The organism is Niveispirillum sp. BGYR6, from assembly GCF_027568365.1.
In the GTDB taxonomy this organism is placed as follows: Bacteria; Pseudomonadota; Alphaproteobacteria; order Azospirillales; family Azospirillaceae; genus Niveispirillum.
Genome location: NZ_JANLNL010000010.1, coordinates 1 through 22,337, shown reverse-complemented (window position 1 = coordinate 22,337; position 22,337 = coordinate 1). Strand labels below are relative to the sequence as shown.

Here is a 22,337-nt window from a genome sequence, read left to right as displayed (position 1 = left end):
GTAAGGCGCCCCCTATTTCTCCCCCTCCGAGACACGTTTTGCCAGCATTGCAGCTGCGTATTTCTCCTGATATGAACGCGTTTTATACTTTTTTGGTGGGCGCGTCGCTACATTGGGCGAAGGCGGGCAGGCTCTGGCGCTGTGCGATCCTCATGCCGGTGGTATTACACTTAGAGCCTGATGCGTTTAATCGTAAACGCATCAGGCTCTAAGCTCTTGTTCAGCGAGCAGATTCACGCTGCAAAGCGATTCCGCTTTTCCGCGATCTGCTCTAGCCTGTGGGCTTAAAGAAGCCCTATCCTGTCCGAGCTCGCCGCCTGACGGGCAAAGCATGGATGGTTCTTACTTTTCCAGGGCAAGTCCATCCCCCATCACTGCGTCGGCGGTGGGCCACCCAGAACCTGGGTTTTACCGGGAACATAGGTCGTGAAATCCGGCACCTCGGTCGATCCCTTGACCGTCATGGCCGCCACATAGTCCTTCAGCATGGACACACCATAGAGCGGCTTCTGCACGCCATTATGGCAGGTCGCACAGCCGATCTTCAGCACATCCCCTTCCGGCCCCTTGCGGTTGGCCGGGAAAACGGGGGTCAAACCTTCCATGTAATTGGTATTCAGGTAACGGGCCATTTTAATGCCATGCCAGGCGGTCACCCGCTGCGGCGGGCTCTGGTCCCAGTCATTGAAGGCGCGGGAATTGTGGCAGGTGACACAGTTCACCCCCAGCGATTCCGACATATGCATCATCAGCGCCCAGGTGTGCTCTGTTTCCTTGGTGCCGGCATGGTTGCTGCCGGTGGGCAGGGCGGTGGTGGAATGCACGCGGATCGGCTGATCCCCCAGCAGATAATCCATCAGCGCATTCTGCGGCAGGGAGCTTTTGCCAGCATAGTCGGCAACGACATTCTGGCCCTGCCGGTTCTGCGTCATGTTGCCGGCCGGTTTCGGTTCCAGGCTGGCCGACCAGATGGCGGCGGGAATATGCTTGCCGCGATGACAGGTGTAACAGGTGACGCCGGTTTCCGCGACATGGGGCTTCCAGTCGACATTGATCGCCTGGGTCATCTGGATCATGCGGCGGGCGACAACCTTCTGATAGATCTCGTCCGACGCCATGTTTTCCGGGTTATGGCAGTAATTACAGCCGGTTTCCGGTGCCACCCATTCGGTGATGGAGGCCATGAACTGGTTGAACTGATCGTCGGACAGATCGCCCAGCACCTGCACATTCTGATACAGCGTCCCGGCCTTGTCGCCCGCTGGATCGGCCTGCCAGGGGGCCTGGGGCACCACATTGGCCTGCCGCAGGGCGGCTTCGCTTTCAATGTCCCGGTGATGAACCATACCGGTACCGCGAAAGCCGATCTGTTCGCTTGCCACCGGCGGGGCATCCCAGCCGGCACCGACGAAACTGGCGATGGCCAGCAGGGCGCCGGCAGAAGCGGCGAATGGTAGCCAGAGTTTCATGGTGCCCCTCCCTGGGCCGGATCGACAACGCCAGGCCACATGGTGGGCAGCGGTGACACAAGCCCGTGGTTGACACCCCACAGGTACCAGTTATCCACCACGGTACCGGTCAGCAGGATGCCGATGCCGCCCGTCAGCGGGGTCAGGATGGCAAACCACCAGGCCCAGCGATGGATGGATTCCATCGTGGCGTTGAAGCCCATCGTCCAGCGCCAGAACAGGGCGGCGCGTTCAGAGGCGGTGCCGCGATCGGTGATCTGCTCCAGTTCCCGCTCCCCGCCATATTTGCCAACCGCCAGAATGGTCGCGCCATGCATGGCGAACAGCAGGACCGAGCCATAAAGGAAGACGATGGAAAGGCAGTGGAACGGGTTGTAGTAGAGATTGCCGTAGCGGATGGAGAAAGCCGCCGTCCAATCCAGATGCGGGAAGATGCCGAACGGCACCGCTTCGGAGAAATTGCCCATCAGCAAGGGCCGGATGAAGCCCAGCACCAGAAACAGCCAGATGGCCGAGGCAAAGGCCCAGGCAACATGGGTGCCCATTTCCAATTGCCGGGCGCGGCGATAGACCCTGACCCACCAGAGCAGGACAGACAGGGTGAGGAAGAAACCCGCCATCAGCCACCAGCCGCCTTCGGCCAGCGGTGGCAGCACCTTCAACCCGTACTTGGCCGCCGGCGGTTCCAGCCCCAGCCAGAAAAGCTGGCGCACGAACTCAATCGGGTTCCAGCCGACCGAGGCGAACATGTTCAGACCGATGATCTCAAACGCGATAAAGCCGAAAACCAGCGACAGGGTGCCCAGATAGCCCAGATAGATCGGGCCGATCTGGGCATTGCCGATCATGCCGAACAGCCGCACGAAGAAGGGCTTGCCGGTGCGCTTGCCGTCCCCCCGGGGCAGCGGCATCCCTTCTTCGATGGGGCCGCTGATCTGGATCGGGGTGATGATGTTTTGATATTGTGTCATCGCTCAACCCTCCCTCAGCGCCAGATCGGAAGTTCAAGCCACCAGCTCCACCATTGGGGCCAGCCCTTGTTCCAGAAGGGGCCGCTGATAATGATGCAGACGGCACTCCAGAACCCGGCATTCAGCGCCAGGATCAGGCCCAGACGGTGGATGCCCAGCGTGCCGATGGAATAGCCGATAATGTCGCGGAAGAAGGTGTCTTCATATTCCGGCGTCTTCACCTCGGCCTGCTGGCCCGGCTCGTCCAATGCCGCGCCGGGATTGGCGGCGGACAGGATCAGGCCGCCATGCAGCGACAGCGCGAAGGTGGTGGTGAAGAAGAAGGACACGGCGATCATATGCGCCGGGTTGTAATGGAAATGCAGATACTGATAGCCGACGTTCGACACCCAATCCAGATGGCTGAAAATGCCATAGGGGAAACCGTTGCCCCAGGCCCCCAGCAGCAGCGGGCGGAACACCACCAGCGTGGCATAGGCGAAAATGGCGAAGGAAAAGGCAAAGGGCACGTGATAGCCGATGCCCAGCTTGCGGCAGATTTCCACCTCCCGCAGCGCCCAGGAGATGAAGGCCCCCAGCGCGCAGACAGTGATGATCTGCCAGAGCCCCCCCTGTTTCAGGGGCGCCAGCGCCAGCCCATAGGAGAGGTCCGGCGGGGCAATGGAAATCTGCCAGATGTTCCAGGTGGGGCCGATGGCGGCCCCGTAAAGAATAAGGGCCGTGCCCAAGGCGGCGAAGAAGGCGGTGGTGACACCAAAAAACCCGACATAAAAGGGCCCGACCCAAAAGTCGAACAGATCACCGCCAATCAGCGTGCCACCGCGCACGCGATATTTGCGTTCAAAACTGAGCAGCGCCATGTACGTATCCTCCCGCAGCGGCCAGCCAGTTGGTGATCCAGTTGGCGATGTCTGTGGTTGAGCGTTGGCGGCGGGCGGGCCGTTGCCGGCCACGCCTGCTGCCGTCTTTTGCTTCAGCCGACGTGCCGGTGATCCGCATCCTGAGAGAGCGACTGTTCGATGGCGCTGGTCTTGAGGGGCTTGCCCTCCAGCCAGTTGAACCGGTCAGTGCTCAACAGAATGAAATGGATCAGGATGGCGAGCGTGAACAGAAACACGGAAAGTGCGACCAGCGCCTTGCGCGGATCGAACAACAGCCAGATTCTCCACATGTCGCTTCCCCCTAACCGATCATTGGCAGAACTGCCTGGGCCGTCTGGTTGATGCTCTCCAGAGAGGCATAACCGTTCGGCCCCGGTATCCATGGGCGCCACATCCAGACCAGAACATGCGCGACGATGGCGATCGCCGTGAAGATCAGGAAGCCTTGGATGAAGAGCGAATGGAACTCGCGGGCTTCGCTTTCGGTCAGACCCGAAAGTGAGACGTTTGATGAGTCAGCCATCAAATCCACCTCCTCGTCTCGAACGCCGCGGCACCCCCGCGGCCGGGTTCCGGCAGCACCCTTGTGGCGGTGCGGCCGGGCTTTTGTCGGTGTCGAGAACACCGGCAAGGCGATAGTCACACGTTGAACGCGTAACCAATGGCGGCATGGACCGATGCGCGGGCCTCGGCAAAGACGGATTGCGCCGGGCGGGTGCTGCGGCGGCTGACATGCAGGGCAAGCCGGCCCGTCATCGCTGCGATCAGGCAGAGCGGATAGGAGATCAGGAAGAGGAGCTGCATCTCCACGCGTTCAAACTGGCGGTGCCGGCGGGCGTCATCTACCGCACTGTGCCGGATGCTGAACGTCATTCTGTCCTCCCTGCTGCCGTCATCGGGCGGCATTTTGGTTGCGTCCTATGCGTTCACCCTGCTGGGCCTTGTGGCCCCCGCCAGGTGACGCGGTGAGACCTCGTGCGCGCCGTCCTGGCGCGCTTCCCGTTCGGCGGCTTCGCGCAGGCGCTTGGCCGCTGAAATACGCACCAGAACCGGCTCTGCACTGATCTGCCGTTCCAACAGCGCCTGGGCGTCCGTCGACCAGGGCAGGGCGCTGCCGGCGCGTGTGGTGGTCGGCTCGATGGCGTCCAGCTCCCCCGCCCGGGGCAGGATGTCGAACAGCATGTCGAACAGGGCGTTACAGACTTCCTGGATCATCCAGGTCGCCCCTGAATAGCCCATCACCGGTGTGCCGGTATGGCGGCGGACGATGGCACCGGGATAGGAGAGCTGGATGAACTTGCCGCGCTGGCCGCGTTCGGCCATGTACATGCGCTCATTGAACGATCCGAACATGATCATCGGCGGTTTGCCGGTCAGCAGGTCCTGGACCGCATCATTGTTGGTCTTAACACCCGGCTTGCGCTGTACCGCGAAGGCGCAGGGCAATCCCATTTCCTCTTCCAGGAAATGGCGCACGCCGCGCGTATAGGTTTCGCCGGCCACCACGGCAAAGCTGGCCGTGCCGAAGAAATCCTGCGTCACCGAGCGCCAGAGATCCCAGAGCGGTTTCAGCGTCGTGTGCTTTTCGCGGGTGATGAAGGGTTCCGGGTCCAGGCCCAGCATTTCCCCCAACTGGCGCAGAAAGGCGGTGGTGGAATGGATGCCGATGGGGGCCTGCAAATAGGGCCGGTCCAGGCTTTCGCACAGCAAACGGCCGAATTCCCGGTACAGGCAGATATTGGCATCGGCATCGGCCAGCTTGCGCACATCGTCCACATGGCTTCCCAGCGGGAAGACCATGTTGATTTCCGCCCCCAGCCCTTCCACCAGCCGGCGGATTTCGGCCAAGTCCGACGGCAGATTGTAGGTGCCATAGATCGGGCCGATGATATTGACGCGGGGCTTGGCCCCCTCCGGACGGCGGCGGGGGGCCGGCACCTTGCCGCCCTTGGGTCCAAATTCCGTCCATAGCCATTTCAGGGCGCGGTCGGCACTCTGCCACTGATCCTCATCAATGGTGCGCGGCAGGAAGCGGACGATGTTCGACCCTTCCGGCGTGACGCCGCCGCCGATCATTTCCGCAATCGATCCGGTGACAACGACGGCGGGCAGGCTGGGGTCCAGCGCCAGCCGCGCGCGTTTCATCGCCCCTTCGGTGCCGTGGCGGCCCAACTCATCCTCCGACAGGCCGCTGACCACGATGGGCAACTCATGCGGGGGCAGGGCGTCGGTATAGTGCAGCACGGAGGTGACGGGCAGGTTCTCACAGCCCACCGGGCCATCGATGATGACCTGCAGCCCCTTGATGGCGGTAAAGGCATAGACGCTGCCCCAATAGCCGCCGGCCCTGTCATGGTCGAGGATCAGCATCCGACGCTATCTCCATTCTCGACCGCATTGCGCGATTGGTTGGTCTTGGCCGCGTATTTCCGGCGGAAGGCGCTGCGGTCCGGCGGCACATCTTCCCAGATGCCGGCGGCGTCACCCGTGCCCACCCCTTCGAAAAAGGCGTTCATGGCATCAAAGCGCGGCTTGTTGGCGATGGCGGTGTTGATGACAGAAGGCAGCGATCCCGGCCCCGCTGGCCCCATCAGGGGGCGGGCGGAAATCAGGTTGGTGAAGTAAAGCGCCGGCGTTGCCGCCTCCTTGGCCTTCTGCACCACCGGCGTGGTGCCGATGGCCAGATCGGGTTTGAATTCCGCGAAGGCTGCCAAATCCTGTTCCAGCGAGGCGCGGAAACGGACGATGACGCCCTTGGCCGCCAGCCATTCCGCATCTTCAGCATTGTAGGGCGTCTTCGGACAGGCCGTGCCGACATAGCGCAGGTCGGCACCCAACTCCACCAGCAGCCGCCCAACCAACAGTTCGGAGCCCTCATAGCCCGACAGCGTGATGCGACCCTTGATTCGGTTGGCGGCCAACCCGGCGCTGATGGCACCGCGCATGGCGTTGCGTGTCTGGTCGATTCGGGACTGCGGCACGCCGCAGCGCTGGCCGATGGCGGACAGCCAGGCATCGGTGCCATCCAGCCCGATGGGGGCGGAACCGACGATGGGCCGCCCGGCGGCGGTAAATTCGCGGAAGGTTGCCGTGTAGAAGGGGTGGATGGCGGCCACGGCGGCGCAATCCAGCGCACCGTAAAGATCGCGCCATTCCCGCACCGGAATGCTGGGCCCCACGGCCAGCCCCATCGGGTCCAGCATATTGCCGATCACCACCGGATCGGCGGGGAACATTTCCCCCACCAGGGTGACGGTCGGCTTGTCTTTCAACCCGGCGCGCGGCCTCTGCACCGGCCCGGCCTCTGCTTCCTGCCGTGCATAGGCCAGCATGGCACCCGACAGCACATCCTTGGCCTCCGCATGGGTGGGCACGCCAAAGCCCGGCACGTCGATGCCGATGATACGGACCCCATCTATCTCCTTCGGCAGCATTTTCAGCGGCACGCCAGAGGCGGTGGGAACGCAGAGATTGGTGACGATCAGCGCATCGAAGCGGCCCGGATCGGCCATCAGATGCACGGCTTCGACGATATCCTCATACAGCTTGCCGGTGACCAGCGTTTCAGAACTGAACGGCACATAGCCGACGGAACGCTTGGCCCCGTAGAAATGCGAGGTGAAGGTCAGGCCATAGACGCAGCAGGCCGATCCCGACAGGATGGTGCCAACCCGCCGCATCCGCAGCCCCACCCGCAGCGACCCGAAGGCCGGGCACATGGATTGCGGCTGGTCATGCGGCCCCTTGGGGTAATCGCGTTCCAGCCGGTCCATGACTTCATCATTGCCGGCCGCACGGGCGGCTGCACGCGACAGTTCGACGCCACCATGGCACCCAGCCGCGGCGGCGGGTTGGCCACCGTCGTCACTGCCGGCTGTTTCCGCTGCGAAAAGGGTGTGGTGGTCATCCATGGTTGTGTGCCCCCTAGACCCGGTCGTAGATGACTTCCAGCGAGGCGCGTTTCAGCGCGCCCGCCGGGCACATATCTTCCGGTGTGGCCGGCACAAGCTGGAAATTGCCGCCGGTCTGGCTGGCATCGAACAGGCCCAGCAAACCATCCTGATCCAGCGGGCGCGGCAGCACCGGCGGGGCCTCCGCCAGATTGATCGACAGGGCCTCAAACAGGGGCCCCCACCGGTTATCGGGGGTGCCGATGATCTGGTAATTGGCGCTCTTGCGGCGGATATCCTCATCCTGCGGGATGGAGGCCAGCACTGGGATGCCGACCGCATCGGCAAAGGCCTGGGCTTCCCCGGTGCCATCATCCTTGTTGATGACCAGACCCGCCACGCCGACATTGCCGCCCAGATTGCGGAAATACTTCACCGCCGAGCAGACATTATTGGCGACATAGAGCGATTGCAGATCGTTGGAGCCAACGACCACCACCTTCTGGCACATGTCGCGCGCAATCGGCAGGCCGAAGCCGCCGCAGACCACATCGCCTAAGAAATCCAGCAGCACATAGTCGAAGTCCCATTCGTGGAACCCCAGCTTTTCCAGCGTTTCAAACCCATGGATGATGCCGCGACCGCCGCAGCCACGGCCCACCTCCGGCCCCCCCAACTCCATGGCGAAGACGCCATCGCGCTTGAAGCAGACATCGGAGATGGAAACCTCCTGGCCGGCTTCCTTGCGGCGCGATGCCGTTTGGATGATGGTCGGGCAGGCACGCCCGCCGAACAGCAGGGAGGTCGTATCGCTTTTCGGATCGCAGCCGATCAGCAGCACCTTCTTGCCCAGTTGCGCCAGCATGTAGGACAGGTTGGCCAGCGTGAAGCTCTTGCCGATACCGCCCTTGCCATAGATGGCGATGATCTGGGTTTCCTTGCTGACTTTGCCGGTGTGCGGCGCATCGGGTTCAATCGCCGCTTCTTCGCGCAGGCGTCGGCTCATCTGTTTCGGGCTGCTGCGGACGTCCAGATCAAGGCTCATGCGGCGTTCCTCCAGTCGATCACCATTTTCAGGCAGCCGGGGTCGTTGAAAGCGGTTTGGTAAGCAGACGATGCGTCTTTCGGGGCGGCCCGGTGGGTCAGCAGCCCGTCAAGCGACAGGCGCCCGGCTTCCACCAGTTCGATGACGGCGCGCACATCTTCCGGGCGGAATTCCGCCGCGATGGAAACCGTCAGTTCCCGCATGAAGGCGGGTGCGAAGGCGTACCCCACCCGCTCCCCATAAAAGCCGGCAAGGACCAGTTCCCCCGGTTTGCGCAGCCGGTCGATGATGCCGTCAATGGCACCGGCATCTCCACTGGCATCAATGGCGGTGTCGTACCGGCTGTCCCGGTCATCCTTTGGATCCATCACCCCATAGGGGCTGGCACCTGTGCGGCGCGCGGCCGCCGTTTCCCAAACCATGGGCGCTGAGAAACCCAGCGCCATCACCATGCGGGTGATCAGGCGGCCCAGCACACCATGGCCCACCACCAGACCGACAGGCCCCTGGGCGCGCCTTACCGCGTGATGGGCCGTTGCCGCCAGGGCCAGCAAAACCCCGTTTTCTGCCAGTGTCTCGGCGATCTTGAACACCCGTGCGCCGGGGACGATCAATTGCGAGGCGTTGGCCCCGAACAGGCCCGCCGCATCGGCATAACAACTGGCACCGGGGACAAAGACCGTTTCCCCCACAAGATGGCCGGCGGCCGGGCCCGCCTGTACCACCCGGCCCACCGTTTCATAGCCGGGGACCAGCGGATAGGCCATGCCGGGAAACCGGGGCATGGTGCCCTGGAACAGCATCTTCTCCGTACCGGTGGAAACACCGCTGACAAGGGTGTCGACCACCAAGTCGGCGGGGCCGGGAGCGTGGAGGGCCAGCCGCTGAACGGCGACTTCCCCCGGTCTCTCAAACACGATTGCCGACGCGTACATCCGGGCAACTCCCCAAGGCATGGCTTCTGATTACGCGAGTGTCATATTAAGTTGACACATCAAACTGTCAATCAATATTTACACTTTTTAACCGTGCAGGGGATGGCCGTTACCGCTTTGCGGTGACCAGGGTGGCGATCAGCGGGTTCGCGGTGGCCACGGTACGGATTGAATGAAAGCCGGCGGCTGACAGCAGATCGGCAATCTCCCGCGCGCTGCGGCAACGCCCCGATCCCATGGCCAGGAAATAAAGCCCGAAATAAGCGGCGGAGAGCCGTGCCCCTTCGGCCGGGCCATCCATCGCCTCTGCCACCACCAGCCTGGTGCCGGGACGCAGGGAGCGGTGAAGGTTGGCCAGAATGGCCGCCACCCGCGAATCGTCATGATCGCACAGCACCCGGACCAGGGTGACGCAATCAGCCGCCGCCGGAAGCCGGTCGCGGGTGAAATCACCGCCATGGATATGGGTTCGTTCCGCCAGCCCCAGCCCTGTCAGATGGCGGGCGGCCCGTTCTGCGACAGCGGGAAGGTCGAAAAGGCAGAGTGACAGGCGGGGATGGGCCGCCGCCGCTGCGGCCAGAAAGGCGCCATCCCCGCCGCCCACATCCAACAGGGTTTGGTATTGGCTGAAATCATGGCTGGCCAGGATGCAGTCAGCCATCATGGTCTGGCTTTCCCGCATCAGCAGGGAATAGCCCTCCACCGCCGCCGCGTCGGGGCCTTGCTGTCCCATCTCCCGCACATAGGCCCAATAGTGTCGCAGCTCCGTCTGTGCGGCACCGTCGCGCAGCAGCCGGTCGGGTTCGGTCAGATCGCGGTACAGCATGGCGTGGTGCAGCACCATGGCCGCCAGCCCCCGGTCGGCCGCCAGGATCACGCCGGCATCATCCAGCAGCCAGAGGTCGGGGGCCGCCTCCACCAGCAGGCCGAGGGAGCCATTGGCGCGCAGCAGCACCCGCAACCGGGCCTCCGGCACGCCAAGCCGGGTGGCCAGAAGGGCGGTTGTCGCCGGTGCGCCCGCCAAAGCCTCATACAAGCCCAGCCGCACCCCGGCCAGCAGCACCTGGGAGAAGATGAACCCACCGGTCAGGCGGAACAGGTCGTTCGCCTTGCGATTGCCGATGGCGCGCAGCAGCGGCAGCCGCGCGATCAACCGGCGAAAACCGGGCGATGCCACAAGCCGGTTGCGCCAGAGCCGCAGCCGCAGGCGAAGCGGCAGCGCCGCCATCCCCGCCACGGGCACAGCGTCGGCATGGGGGAGCCGCGTCGACATGTCCCGTGTCAAGCAGCGTTGACAGAAAGCGTCTTCGGCATCAGCCGCACCGCCTCATGGCGGATCATGGCGCGGAAGGTCTCCCGCCCGGCGCAGTCGGGCACGCTGTCGGCGGCTGTTTCCACCAGGGTGCGCAGATGCTTCAACGTGCCGGCAATGCCCAGCGACAGGGCGATGTTGGGTTTGCCATTCCGCCCGTCCTGGCCGACGGGCTTGCCCATGCTGCCGGTCAGGCCCATCGCGTCATAAAGATCGTCAGCCACCTGATAGGCGGATCCCAGCGCATCGGCCAAGGTCAGCCAATCCTGCGGATTGCCGCCGGCCGCCAGCGCACCGGTGGAAACGGCCCCGGCAAACAGCGATGCCGTCTTGGCGCGGTGATATTGCACGATGTCAATCTCAGCCTCGCTCTCCCAAGCCTGACCGGCGACCAGCCCATAGGGGGAACCCACCGCCTTGGCGATGGTGGCTACCAGCGGTGCGGTCAGCCTTGGCGCGTGCAGCGTTTCCCGCGCCAGGGTTTCAAACGCCGCCACAATCAACCCATCGCCCACCAGCAGGGCGATTTCCTCCCCATATTCGACATGCACAGCGCTCTGGCCCCGGCGGGTCGCCGCATTGTCAAAACAGGGCATGTCGTCATGCACCAGGGAGGCACAGTGCAGCAGCTCAATCGCCACCGCTGCGGCAGTGGCCGCCTGTGGGTCAGGGTCGCCGCAGGCCATGGCCACCGCCAGACAGAGCCGGGGGCGGATGCGCGCCCCACCAGGAAACACCGCGTGGCGCATCCCCTTGGCCAATAAGGGCGGGCAGCCATTGGCGGTGGCAAGCCGCAGGGCAAGCTGCAAGCCGGTTTCAATGCGCTCAGGCAAATCCATGGGGCGGCCTCCTCACACTTAAATGTCAATTCTATTTGACGACAAAATGTGTAAACATAAATTGACACACAAAAATGGAAAGTCAATGCAGCAGGGGGGCGTGTGGCGGGGGGAAGCGACGATAGCGTTGTGATCGTGGGTGCCGGGATGGGTGGCCTGTCGGCCGCCCTGGTGCTGGCCAGCGCCGGCGTGCCGGTGATGGTGGTGGAGGCGGCGGCGGGGCCGGGCGGCAAGCTGCGTCAGGTGACGGCCGGCGGGCAGCAATTCGATGCCGGCCCCACGGTGCTGACCATGAAATGGGTCTTCGATGCGCTGTTGGCCCGCTGCGGCACCACGCTGGACAGCGAAGTGCGGTTGACGCGATCTGATCTTTTGGCCCGGCATTACTGGCAGGGGGGCACCCGGCTGGATCTGTTCGCCGATCAGGACCGGACCCGTGACGCCATCGGGGATTTTGCCGGGGCGGCAGCGGCGGCCGGTTTCCAGCGCTTTGCCGCCGACAGTGCCCGCGTCTATCAGTTGCTGGAGCGCAGCTTTATCGATGCCCCCCGGCCCAACCCACTGTCACTGTCGGCCCGGATCGGGCTGCATCGGCCGGGGGCGCTGCTGGCGCTGAAGCCTTACAGCAACCTGTGGTCAGCCCTGTCGGGCTATTTCGCTGATCCGCGACTGCGGCAATTGTTCGGGCGTTATGCCACCTATTGCGGCTCCTCCCCCTTTCTGGCGCCGGCGACATTGATGCTGGTCGCGCATGTGGAACAGGCGGGCGTGTGGATCGTCGATGGCGGCATGAACAGGCTGGCGCAGCGGCTGATGGAATTGGCCCAGGCTATGGGGGTGGTGTTCTGCTTTGGGGAGAAGATCATCGCCATCAACAAGGACCGGTCGGGCCGGGCCGTTGCCGGTGTCACCACCGATCAGCAACGCCAGCTCCGCGCCGGTTCGGTGATCTTCAATGGCGATATTGCCGCCTTGGCCCCGCTGCTGGGTTCCACCAGACAACCGGGCCGGCCCGTGGCCCAGCGATCCCTGTCGGCCCTGGTTGCCTGTGGTCCGGCCCGGCCGTGCGGGGTGCCGTTGGCCCATCATACGGTGTTTTTCTCCGACGATTATGCGGCGGAGTTCGATGCCCTTCAGCGACACCGCCGCCCGCCGGATGATCCCACCATCTATATCTGCGCCCAGGACCGGACGGATATGGGGGCCCTGTGCGGGCCAGCCACCGGCAAGGGGGAGCGGCTTTACAGCCTGATGAACATGCCGGCGGACGGCGACAGCCGCGCCTATTCGGAAAGCGAGATCGACCGATGCCTGTCCACGATGGAACGCCGTCTGGCCCGCAACGGGCTGACCCTGCCGTTCGACAGACAGGCCATGTCGGTCACGGGACCGGATGGTTTCAACCGGCTGTTCCCGGCCACGGGCGGGGCGCTGTACGGGATGGCGTCGCATGGCGCGATGGCGTCCTTCCGGCGGCCCTCCGCCCAGGGGCCGATCCGGGGCCTCTATCTGGCCGGGGGCAGCGTGCATCCGGGGCCGGGGGTGCCGATGGCGGCCCTGTCGGGCAAGATCGCGGCGGAGCGTTTGCTGGCGGACCGGGCTTTGACCGGCCGGTCCCGCCCGGTGGCTATCACTGGTGGTATGCCGATGCGGTCAGCGATTGCGGACAATACGCGCTGACCATCATCGCCTTCATCGGCTCCGTCTTCTCCCCCTATTATCATTGGTCGGGGCGGGGGCGGCCTGAAAATCATGTCGCCTTCAATGTCGCGCTATATGGCCCGCAGGGTAATATCTGGTGCATGACCGAACGGGGGCAGGGCAGCCTGGATCGCGGGCCGCAGCATCTGCGCATCGGTCCCAGCCGTATGGTGATGCAGGATGACAGGTTGGTGATTGATTTCAGTGAAACGGCACTGCCCTGGCCGGGGCAGCGCCTGAAACCTGGCCGCGTGTCGGGCCGTGTGGAACTGGTGGCGGATATTGCCAGCACACATTCTGTCGATCTGGACCAGGAAGGCCGGCATGTCTGGTGCCCCCGAATGCCACGGGCCAGGGCCACCATCACCTGTGACGCCCTGCCGGGCGGTGGCTGGCGCGGACCAGCCTATCACGACATGAATTTTGGCAACCGCCCGATTGAACAGGATTTCATCGGCTGGGATTGGGCGCGGGGCCTTTGCGGGGCGAGGGGTGACACCATCATCCTCTATGATGCCACTTTGCGCAGCGGCACCCCCCGCCGTCTGGCCCTGCGGTACAGCGGTCAAGCGGCACCGGAGGTCATCGGCCTTCCACCCCGGCAACCCCTGCCGCGTGGCTTCTGGGGCGTGCGCAGTGGGGTTGCCTGTGATGCGGCGGGCACCCCGCAATTGCTGACACGGCTGGAGGATTCCCCCTTCTATACCCGCGCCTGCATTGAGACGTCGTTGCAGGGTCAGCGGCTGGTGATGGTGCATGAAACGCTGGATTGCCGGCGACTGTCCCACCCGCTGGTGCGGCTGATGCTGCCTTTCCGGATGCCGCGGCGGGGCCGCTATCCCTGACATCAGGGGGGCGGGTTGTCTGATTTCTTTTCCCGCGCCTCCCGGTCCTGCTGTTCATAGCGGCGCAGGTCGCGCCGCTGCCAGATGTAAAAGGCAATGGCGAGGCTGAAGACAAAACCCGCCTCGATCAATCCGAAATAGCGTTCAAACAAGGCGCGCCACCTTCTGCCAGCGCGCCAACCGCTGCTGGCGTTGGTCGTCGCGCTGGCGCTGCTGGATTTCGATCATGATCAGGGCTACTCGCTCCAAGGGGGAGCCTGATCGCGCCCCGGCGCGGCGCTGGCCCTCCACCAGGGCAAAGGCATCGGCGGCGGCGGCCACCAGTTCCGCCACGGCGGGATCGGGCGGGGCCGTTGCCCCCCGATCTGCCTGCAATTCTGTGGGCCGGACGGCGCGCAGCACCAGGGCCAGTTTGCGGGGCAAGCTGGTGCGCGCGCGGCGGGAAATGGTGTCATAGCCGTTGCGGGCAATGCTGCGTCCGATATCCTGATAGGTCAGGGCGGCGGTGCGGATGGCGTGGCGGCAGTTGCCGGGCAGCCGGGCGATCCCGGCATGGCCCAATTGGTAATGCCGGTCCGCCTCCTCCAGCAGCCGTTTCACCACCCCGCCCAGGGCCGGGGTGAAGCGTGGATCGCGCAGAAAGGTGTCCCCGTCGATCCCCGCTTCGCGCAGCCAGTCCAGCGGCAGGTAAAGCCGGCCCTGGCGCGCATCCTCCCCCACATCGCGGGCGATATTGGTCAATTGCATGGCCAGCCCCAGATCGGCGGCGCGGGCCAGCGTCCAGCCATCGCCGGCCCGCATCACCAGCGACATCATCAGGCCGACGGTGGCGGCCACGCCTGCCGCATATTCTTTCACCGCCGCGATGGTGTGGTATTGCCGCCCCGCCATATCCATGGCGAACCCGTCCAGCAGGGACAGCGGGATGGTTTTGGGGATGGCATAATTCTGCACGATCCGGGCAAAGGCGCGGTCACAGGCATGGTCGCAAGGGGCACCCGCATAAATCCGCTCCAGCCGGTGGCGCAGCCGCAGCAGCGCATCGGGCCGGCGGGCCGGATCATCAATCACATCATCGGAATGCCGACAGAAAGCATAGAGCGCATGGGCCGCCTGCCGCGTGCCGCGCGGCAACAGCAGCGACGCGATATGAAACGATTTCGACCCGCGCCGGATGGCGGCGGTGCAGTCATCCAGGTCGATTGCATCACCGGTGAAGCCGTAATTCGTCGCCACCGTCCGGCGTGGGGTGCGGCACGGACTGTCATGGCTGCATTCAAGCGCGTCCATCATGGTTGATGCCTCTCCCTGTGCTGGCGGATGCAGGCGGCGGCATCCGGCACCAGCCCGTTGACGATCCGCGCGGATGACAGCACCCCCGGCAGCCCCGCACCGGGATGGGTGCCGGCCCCGCAGAGGAACAGGTTGTCCAATTCCTCGCTGCGATTATGCGGGCGGAACCAGGCGCTTTGCAGCAGCTTGGGCTCCAGCGCAAAGGCGGCCCCCTGCCAGGAGAGCAGCCGGTCACGGAAATCCAGCGGCGTCGCCAGTCTGGAGGTGACGATATGGCGTTCCAGATCGGGCAGCAGGGTGCGGGACAGATAGGCCGCGATCCGCTGGCGATAGGGTTCCGCCATCGCCTGCCAGTCCGTGCCGCTGCCTAGATGGGGAACGGGGCTCAGCACATAAAAGGCATCGCCGCCGGCGGGTGCCAGCGTGGGGTCCACGGCGCTGGGGCGGTGCAGATAAAGGCTGAAATCATCGGCCAGATGCTGATGGCGGAAAATATCATCCAACAGGCCCCGGTATCGCGGCCCGAACAGCATGGTGTGGTGATACACATCCTCATAGCGCCGGTTGGTGCCGAAATACCAGACGAACAGACCCATTGAATAATCGCCCCGCGCGATCTTCGCATCGGTCCAGCGCCGCCTGGGATGATGGCGCAGCAGCTTGCCATAGGTGGTGGCCGGATCGGCGTTGGAGATGACAATATCTGCCGGCACAATTTCCCCCGAGACCAGCCGCACGCCGGTGGCGCGGCGTCCCGCCGTCAGGATGGTGTCCACGGTTTCGCCCAGCCGGATCACCCCGCCATGGCGGCGGACAAGGTTGGCAATCCCCTGCACCAGCGCGTTGGTGCCGCCCATGGCGTAATGCACGCCATACCGGCTCTCCAGATGCGCGATCAGGCAGTAAAAGGAGGTGGCGGAGAAAGGGTTGCCGCCGATCAGCAGCGGATGGAAAGAGAAGATGGTGCGCAGCCTTTCATCGCGGAAATGCCTTGAAACAACCGCATAAACAGAGCGATAGCCCCCCAGCCGGGCCAGCGATGCCAGGGTGCGGGCGGTGAAGCCCAGGCTGTGGAAGGGCTTATCGGCCAGTTGTTCAAAGGCGACCTCGTAAATGCGGCGGCTTTCCGCCATGAAGCTTTGATAGCCTGCGACATCGGCGGGGTTGAAGCGCGCCACCTCCGCCGCCATCGCCGCCGGGTCGCCGGAATAGTTGAACCAGGCACCATCATCGAAGCGGATTTTGTAAAACGGGTTGCAGGGCCGAAGCGCCACATCCTCTGAAAGCTGCCCGCCGCAATCGCGCCACAGATCCTCAAACATCCAGGGGGCGGTGATGATGGTGGGGCCGGCATCGAAGATGAAACCATCCTGGCGGTGGGCATAGGCCCGCCCGCCCGGTGCATCCAGCGGGTCGATGATGGTGACGCCATAGCCCCGCGCCGCCAGCAGCGCCCCGGTGGACAGGCCGCCCACACCGGCCCCGATGATAATCGCCTGGGGCCTGGACGGATCGGGGGCCTGGGCGTCAGGCCGGAGATGGGGGGTGATCATATTCATGCTGCATCCACCCGGTTGGCCGGGCGCGCCCGCAACGCGTCCGTGATCAGCCCCGCCACCAGATCAGCGCGGCATTCATGCAGCAGATGCCCGCCGCGATCCACCAGCGTCAGGCTGGCGCCGCGCGCAACACTCGCCGCATGGCGGCTGTCACCACAGGGCACCATCGGGTCATCCTTGGCGGCGATCAGCACGGGCGGCTGAGGCAGGGCAGACAGCAGCGCATCGAATCGTGTCAGATCCCAGGCCGCCATCATCCCCAGCGCCCCGCGCACATGGCTGGACGCGGTGAGCAGCCGCCGGTACAGCGCCGCCCCCGCCGGGTCGATGGGCGATCCGGTGGCGGTCAATAGATTGTCCCCGAACCAGCCGCCCCGCGCCACAAGGGCGAACAGGCTGGCCGACAGGGGGGCGGCGAACAAGGCCTTGGCCAGGGGGGAAAAGACGCGTTCCCCCCGGATCGGCCGGAAGGCCCCATTGATGCCAATCACCAGCGGTTTGGTCTGGGCGGCGGGCTTGGCACCCAGCGACACGGCGATGGCTGCCCCCGCCGAATGGCCGATAATGCCCGTGGGTGCGATGCCCAGCAGCGCAATCAAGGACTGGATGGCCCCGGTCATGCCGTTCAGCGACAGGTCCGGCCAGCCCTGGGGGCGGCTGAAACCATGGCAGGGCAGGTCGGGCACCACAACCCTGTACACCGTTGACAGAAGCGGCAGCAGATGCCGCCAGGAATGGCTGGAAGCGCCGGTGCCGTGCAGCAGCAGCAATACCGGCGCGTCCGCCGGCCCCATTTCCTGCACATGCCAGCCTATCCCGGCGGTGGAGACAAAGCGGCTGGCCGACCGGTGGGGCCAGTCGCGTCCATCCCTGTCCCAATCCAGCCAGCTGCCGATCATGCTGGCACCCCCCGATGCATGGAGGCGCGGACAATCTCCGACATATGGGCGGCGTTTGCCTGACGCAGCAAATGCAGCTCCGCCCCCAGCAGCCCCGCCAGGGTGGCCACGCTGTCACGCGGGCGGCGGGCAATATCGATACAGAGGCATTTCAGCCCGTTGGCGCGATAGAGCCGGGCGATGGTCTCTGCCTGTCGTCCGGCCAGCGCACGGTCGGCCGTGCCATCCAGGGCAATATTGCCGCTGCCATCGGTCATCACCACCACGATGGGGGTGCTGCCCCGGCGGCGGGCCGCCAGCGCCATCTCCAGCCCCCGTTCCAGGCCAGACGCCAGCGGCGTCGGCCCGCCGCCGGGCAGGGCGGACAATTTGCGCTTGGCCGCCACCAGCGACCGGGTCGGCGGCATCAGGATTTCCGCCGTCTTGCCCCGGAAGGCGATCAAGGACACCTCGTCCCGGCGGACGTAGCAGGTGGCCAGCAATTGTTCGATGGCCCCCTTGGTCTCGCCCAGCCGTTCCAGCGCGGTTGAGCCCGAGGCATCCACCACAAAAATGGCGGTCGATGGTTGCTGGTGCCGCCGCCGGCGATAACGGAAATCCTCCTTCCGGATCAGCGGATGGGTTGGCTCCGCCCCGGTGCGGACTTGATACAGGCGGGCACGCAGCTGCTGCCACGGGGCGGCGGCGCGCAGGGTTTCCACCAGATCGGGCCTGGCATCGGGGAAGGGGGGCGTGCTGCTGCTGCCGAAGGGCCGGCCCCGCCGTGCATGGCGGGTGGCCGCCCCACCCTTGCCGGTCTTTTTGCCCTGTCGGGCCGCCCGTTCGCTGACCGACAGGGACAGGCCGTCCACGGCACCCTGTTCGATGGCGGTCAGCAGTTCGGTCAGGCAGTCCAGCCCGCCGCTCTCCCCTTCGCCCTCCCCGCCGCCGGCAGAGGGCGGTTGATCCGGGGTGGCGGCAGGGGTGGGCTGTTCGGGTTGGGTCTGGCGATGCTCCAACCGGATGCCCAGGCAAAGCCGCAGGGCCGCCACAGCATCCGCCACCCCGGCAGTCCCCCGCCCATCAAGGGCGGCATGGAGGCGCGCCACCTTTGACAGATGCTGCAACGCCCGCAGGGAGCCGTGACCGGTCGCACTGGCGATGCCACAAAGCTGTTCCAGCATCCCATCATCCAGGCAGACGGATCGCCAATCAACCGGTGGGGCAGGGGGCGCGCCCAAGGGCATGGCGCGGATGGTTCGCAAGGTAACGCCATCCAGGCAGATATGCAGGCCCAAACGGTCGGAAAGGCAGGCGGGCAGCATCTCCTCCGGCTCGGCGGCCTCGTCCAATGCCACCACGGCGAAGCGGCTGGGTTGCTGCCCCCCCTCAGCGCTCGGGCGAAGGGCTGGGCAGGTTCCTGTATCCATCGCCGCCGCAATGATGGCCGCCGCCCCCGCCTCCAGCCGTTCCGCCATGGGGATCAGCAGGATACCGCCATCGGCGGCGGCCAGAATGCCGCTGTCCCAGATGAGGCGGCCCCTCTTCAGTGAACGGCTCATATCCAGATGGCCGCACAGGGCCGCTGCCGTGGCACCGGGCGGTAGTTTCAGTGTCGGCGTGGCCTGGGTGATCCGTCCCAACTGATCCAGAAAATGGTCACGGACCCCCGATGCCCGCGCTGTCAGCCACAGGCCGCCAATGGCGGCCCCGCCCCGTGCCAGGATGTGCGCGGCCGTGATGGCATCGCGCCAGCGATCCTCGCTCTGCTGCTGCATGTCGGGGCAAGTGGTGGTCCCGTCAGGCATGACCATGCCCGGCATCCAGGGCCGCCAAGGCGCGTTCAATGCGCGGGGTGGTGCCGGCCTCGTCCATCGGGTCGCGGCGCAGCCGGTGGCACAGCACCATGGGTGCCACCTCCTCAATATCGGTCCAGGTCACTGCCATGCGCCCATCCAGCGCGGCGGCGGCGCGGCCGGCGCGCATCAGGGTCAACTCCCCCCGCATCCCGTCAATCCCCAGCCGCATACAAAGCTGCGACAGGCGGAACAGGATGGCGTCCGGCACCGCCACCTGTTTCAGGATTTTGCGGGCCGCCACCACCTGGCTGCCGATGGCGGCATCCTGTTTGGCCCAGGCCGCCACGAAACCATCGGGGTCGCTTTCATAGGCATCACGGCGGCGGATCACCTCTATCCGCAATTTCAGGTCCATGATGGTACGGACCTCCACCGACAGGCCGAACCGGTCCAGCAATTGCGGCCGCAGGTCACCCTCTTCCGGGTTGCCGCTGCCGACCAGCACGAAGCGGGCGGCGTGGCGGATGCTCAACCCCTCCCGCTCCACCACATTCACGCCCGATGCCGCCGCATCCAGCAGCAGGTCGACCAGGTGATCTTCCAGCAGGTTCACCTCGTCGATATAGAGAAAACCCCGGTTGGCGGCGGCCAGCAGCCCCGGTTCAAAGGCCCGTTCGCCGGCCACCAGCGCCTTTTCAATATCCAGGGCGCCGCAAACCCGGTCCTCCGTCGCCCCCAGCGGCAGATCGACCATGGGCGTGCGGATCTTCACCAGCGCCGGCCTTCCCGTGCCGGTGGTGCAACAGCGGGCACAGGCCGGCTGGGGGGCGCCGGGCGGGCAATTATAGCGGCAGCCACTGCGCGTTTCGATCTTGGGCAGCAATTCGGCCAGCGCCCGCACGGCGGTGGATTTGCCGGTCCCCCGGTCCCCCATCACCAGCACCCCGCCCAGCAACGGTTCCACCGCCGCCAGCAACAGGGCTTTCTTCATATCCTCCTGGCCAACGATGGCGGCAAACGGAAACGGTTTCGACATCGCACGCGCTTCCCTTGAAAGGTGTCAATTTATATTGACACTTTCGCCGGATTTTATGAAGGGAAAATTGACACAGGAGGGCGTGATGGTACGGGGAGGCCAAGCGCGTCGGGGCCCTGTTGCAACGGCTCTCCTGCCTTGGGAGACAGGCTTTCCCCTACCGTTTTAGATTTTGCTTATGAGAAGTAATTTGCATATATGATATAAACTGTTGCCGGGAACAATCCGGGCCCGTGGTGAAGGGGACAGACCATGCGCTGAAAGCCATCGCCCTTTGTTGATTTTCCCCATGCAAAAAAGAGCCAGGAGACGGCCGTTATGTCAGGAGAGGAAAAGTCCGGGAGTGCGGGGCATGGCCCGGCACCCTTCATTACCAGCGGCTATCGCTGGGGTTTTGCGCTGGTGGTCAGCCTGTTTTTTCTGTGGGCCCTTGCCAATAATTTCAACGACATCCTGATCCGCCATTTCCAGAAGGCCCTGGGCCTGGACAGGATGCAGGCGGGTTTCATCCAGTTCGTTTTCTATATCGGCTATTTCGTCATGGCCTTGCCGGCGGGGCTGGTGATGCGGCGGTTCGGCTATAAGGCGGCCATTATCACCGGCTTGAGCTTTTATGCGGCGGGCGCCCTGCTGTTCCTGCCCGCCTCTTATGTTCAGACCTATGGGCTGTTCCTGACGGCCTTGTTTGTCATTGCGGCTGGTGCGGCCTTTCTGGAAACGGCCGCCAACCCCTATATCGCCGCCTTTGGTGACCCCAGCCGGGCACCGCAGCGGCTTAATCTGGCGCAATCCTTCAACGGTTTTGGCGCTTTCATCGCCCCCATTATCGGCGGCGTGCTGATCTTTTCCGGCGTGGAACACACACCAGAGGCGCTGGCCGCCATGGCACCGGCCGATCTGGCGGCCTATCGCGCCATGGAGGCGGCAACGGTGCGGCTGCCCTATGCGCTGCTGGCCGGGGTGGCGGGCTTCATCGCCCTGGCGGTGATCCTGACAAGGCTGCCCAGGGGCGATATTGAACAGGGCGCGGGGGAGGCGTTTGGCCAGCAGGTGCGCCGCTTGCTGGCCCGTCGCAGCCTGGTCATGGCAGTGCTGGCCCAGTTCTTCTATGTCGCCGCCCAGGTGGGTATCTGGAGCTATTTCGTTGATTTCGTGAAGGATGCCATGCCGGCGGTGCCGGAAAAGCAGGCGGCCTTCATGCTGTCGGCCAGTCTGGTGATGTTCATGATTGGCCGCTTCGTCGGCACCGGATTGATGACGCGGGTGGCGCCGGCCAAGCTGCTGGGGATCTATGCCGTGATCAACGCGCTGCTGTGCGCGGTGGCGGCCTTTGCGCCCGGTCCGGTGGCGGTCGGCGCGCTGATGCTGACCAGCTTTTTCATGTCGGTGATGTTCCCCACCATTTTTGCCCTCGGTATCGACAAGCTGGGGCCACTGGTGCCGCTGGGTTCTTCCTTCATCATCATGGCGATCATTGGCGGGGCCATCTGCCCGCCGCTGATGGGCTGGGTGGCGGTGGCGGCCGGTACCATGCAGATGGCCTTCCTGCTGCCGCTGCTCTGTTTTGCCGTCGTGGCGTTCTACGCTTTCGGGCGTCGGTAATACCAAGCGGCGATGAGATGAACGCATCGCCGCTTGGTACGGCGGCGACTGCCGCCGCGCGGCACGGGCCGCGTAAAGCCAAGCCAACGGATGTTGGCGCCGGCGATTGAGGCCACTGAATATATAAGCAAAAGGGCCAGACCGTCGCCGGTCTGGCCCTTCAGACTGCTGACAAACCCCGTCGAAATTCGGCGGGGTTTTGTTTTTGGTGATTTCAGGCGGCGATTGGTGTTTTGGGTGAGCCGATGAGGATGGCGGCGCGAATGAGGCGGCAGATTGCGC

The 22,337-nt window shown here is 64.7% G+C and carries 22 protein-coding genes; 3 read left to right on the top strand and 19 right to left on the bottom strand.

Translation table 11 applies throughout. The features are described from left to right. Positions 1-371: 371 nt before the first annotated feature. From pufC to PCJ49_RS18580, 12 genes are all read right to left on the bottom strand, one after another. Positions 372-1,469 carry a photosynthetic reaction center cytochrome PufC gene (gene pufC, locus PCJ49_RS18635; protein WP_269912270.1) on the bottom strand — a complete coding sequence of 366 codons (1,098 nt, stop codon included), beginning with the start codon at positions 1,467-1,469 and terminating at the stop codon, positions 372-374. After that, entirely contained in the window at positions 1,466-2,440 is a 975-nt protein-coding gene (gene pufM, locus PCJ49_RS18630) for a photosynthetic reaction center subunit M (protein ID WP_269912269.1), read from the bottom strand. Before pufM ends, pufC begins: the two co-directional genes overlap by 4 nt. A 14-nt stretch (positions 2,441-2,454) precedes the next feature. Then, positions 2,455-3,300 (bottom strand): photosynthetic reaction center subunit L, encoded by an 846-nt coding sequence (gene pufL, locus PCJ49_RS18625; RefSeq protein ID WP_089290120.1) that lies wholly within the window; start codon positions 3,298-3,300, stop codon positions 2,455-2,457. 113 nt (positions 3,301-3,413) lie between these two features. Then, entirely contained in the window at positions 3,414-3,611 is a 198-nt protein-coding gene (gene pufA / locus PCJ49_RS18620) for a light-harvesting antenna LH1, alpha subunit (RefSeq protein WP_269912268.1), read from the bottom strand. An 11-nt stretch (positions 3,612-3,622) separates the two neighbouring features. Further along, complete coding sequence (gene pufB, locus PCJ49_RS18615) at positions 3,623-3,844, bottom strand: light-harvesting antenna LH1, beta subunit (protein ID WP_089290118.1); 222 nt, start codon at positions 3,842-3,844, stop codon at positions 3,623-3,625. 116 nt (positions 3,845-3,960) lie between these two features. After that, positions 3,961-4,194 carry a hypothetical protein gene (locus PCJ49_RS18610; protein ID WP_269912267.1) on the bottom strand — a complete coding sequence of 78 codons (234 nt, stop codon included), beginning with the start codon at positions 4,192-4,194 and terminating at the stop codon, positions 3,961-3,963. 45 nt (positions 4,195-4,239) lie between these two features. Next, the gene (bchZ, locus tag PCJ49_RS18605) at positions 4,240-5,691 is read right to left on the bottom strand and encodes a chlorophyllide a reductase subunit Z (RefSeq protein WP_269912266.1); all 1,452 of its coding nucleotides are present in this window, start codon (positions 5,689-5,691) and stop codon (positions 4,240-4,242) included. Beyond that, on the bottom strand, positions 5,685-7,232 hold the full coding sequence (bchY, locus tag PCJ49_RS18600; protein ID WP_269912265.1) for a chlorophyllide a reductase subunit Y: 1,548 nt from the start codon (positions 7,230-7,232) through the stop codon (positions 5,685-5,687). Before bchY ends, bchZ begins: the two co-directional genes overlap by 7 nt. 13 nt (positions 7,233-7,245) lie before the next feature. Continuing rightward, the gene (locus tag PCJ49_RS18595) at positions 7,246-8,256 is read right to left on the bottom strand and encodes a chlorophyllide a reductase iron protein subunit X (RefSeq protein ID WP_269912264.1); all 1,011 of its coding nucleotides are present in this window, start codon (positions 8,254-8,256) and stop codon (positions 7,246-7,248) included. After that, positions 8,253-9,191: a chlorophyll synthesis pathway protein BchC gene (bchC, locus tag PCJ49_RS18590; RefSeq protein WP_269912263.1), complete on the bottom strand. Its 939-nt coding sequence runs from the start codon at positions 9,189-9,191 to the stop codon at positions 8,253-8,255. Before bchC ends, PCJ49_RS18595 begins: the two co-directional genes overlap by 4 nt. 109 nt (positions 9,192-9,300) lie before the next feature. Continuing rightward, positions 9,301-10,464 carry a methyltransferase gene (locus tag PCJ49_RS18585; protein WP_269912262.1) on the bottom strand — a complete coding sequence of 388 codons (1,164 nt, stop codon included), beginning with the start codon at positions 10,462-10,464 and terminating at the stop codon, positions 9,301-9,303. Positions 10,465-10,472: 8 nt separating this feature from the next. Further along, positions 10,473-11,342 carry a polyprenyl synthetase family protein gene (locus PCJ49_RS18580; RefSeq protein ID WP_089290113.1) on the bottom strand — a complete coding sequence of 290 codons (870 nt, stop codon included), beginning with the start codon at positions 11,340-11,342 and terminating at the stop codon, positions 10,473-10,475. Between the two features lie 102 nt (positions 11,343-11,444). Here PCJ49_RS18580 and crtD point away from each other — a divergent pair, with 102 nt between their 5' ends. Both crtD and PCJ49_RS18570 read left to right on the top strand, forming a co-directional pair. Beyond that, the gene (gene crtD, locus PCJ49_RS18575) at positions 11,445-13,022 is read left to right on the top strand and encodes a 1-hydroxycarotenoid 3,4-desaturase CrtD (protein ID WP_269912261.1); all 1,578 of its coding nucleotides are present in this window, start codon (positions 11,445-11,447) and stop codon (positions 13,020-13,022) included. A 122-nt stretch (positions 13,023-13,144) separates the two neighbouring features. Then, entirely contained in the window at positions 13,145-13,888 is a 744-nt protein-coding gene (locus PCJ49_RS18570) for a carotenoid 1,2-hydratase (RefSeq protein ID WP_269912260.1), read from the top strand. Between the two features lie 2 nt (positions 13,889-13,890). Here PCJ49_RS18570 and PCJ49_RS18565 read toward each other — a convergent pair whose 3' ends face one another. Genes PCJ49_RS18565 through bchI form a run of 6 tightly spaced genes read right to left on the bottom strand, consistent with a single transcriptional unit; the run spans position 13,891 to position 20,453 of the window. Beyond that, the gene (locus PCJ49_RS18565) at positions 13,891-14,040 is read right to left on the bottom strand and encodes a hypothetical protein (protein WP_269912259.1); all 150 of its coding nucleotides are present in this window, start codon (positions 14,038-14,040) and stop codon (positions 13,891-13,893) included. Further along, complete coding sequence (locus PCJ49_RS18560; RefSeq protein WP_269912258.1) at positions 14,033-15,181, bottom strand: phytoene/squalene synthase family protein; 1,149 nt, start codon at positions 15,179-15,181, stop codon at positions 14,033-14,035. The genes PCJ49_RS18565 and PCJ49_RS18560 overlap by 8 nt, the downstream gene beginning before the upstream one ends. Beyond that, positions 15,178-16,740, bottom strand: a complete 1,563-nt coding sequence (locus tag PCJ49_RS18555; protein ID WP_269912257.1) for a phytoene desaturase — start codon at positions 16,738-16,740, stop codon at positions 15,178-15,180. Before PCJ49_RS18555 ends, PCJ49_RS18560 begins: the two co-directional genes overlap by 4 nt. After that, positions 16,737-17,639 (bottom strand): alpha/beta fold hydrolase BchO, encoded by a 903-nt coding sequence (gene bchO, locus PCJ49_RS18550; RefSeq protein ID WP_269912256.1) that lies wholly within the window; start codon positions 17,637-17,639, stop codon positions 16,737-16,739. The genes PCJ49_RS18555 and bchO overlap by 4 nt, the downstream gene beginning before the upstream one ends. Continuing rightward, complete coding sequence (locus PCJ49_RS18545; RefSeq protein ID WP_269912255.1) at positions 17,636-19,432, bottom strand: VWA domain-containing protein; 1,797 nt, start codon at positions 19,430-19,432, stop codon at positions 17,636-17,638. The genes bchO and PCJ49_RS18545 overlap by 4 nt, the downstream gene beginning before the upstream one ends. Then, on the bottom strand, positions 19,419-20,453 hold the full coding sequence (gene bchI, locus PCJ49_RS18540; protein WP_269912254.1) for a magnesium chelatase ATPase subunit I: 1,035 nt from the start codon (positions 20,451-20,453) through the stop codon (positions 19,419-19,421). Before bchI ends, PCJ49_RS18545 begins: the two co-directional genes overlap by 14 nt. Before the next feature lie 318 nt (positions 20,454-20,771). Here bchI and fucP point away from each other — a divergent pair, with 318 nt between their 5' ends. Continuing rightward, positions 20,772-22,055, top strand: coding sequence for an L-fucose:H+ symporter permease (fucP, locus tag PCJ49_RS18535; RefSeq protein ID WP_269912253.1), 1,284 nt, complete (start codon positions 20,772-20,774; stop codon positions 22,053-22,055). Here fucP and PCJ49_RS18530 read toward each other — a convergent pair. Further along, positions 22,034-22,337, bottom strand: a 304-nt coding sequence (locus tag PCJ49_RS18530) for a hypothetical protein (RefSeq protein WP_269912252.1), incomplete at its 5' end; no start/stop codon positions are given. The two genes, fucP and PCJ49_RS18530, sit on opposite strands and share 22 nt — an antisense overlap.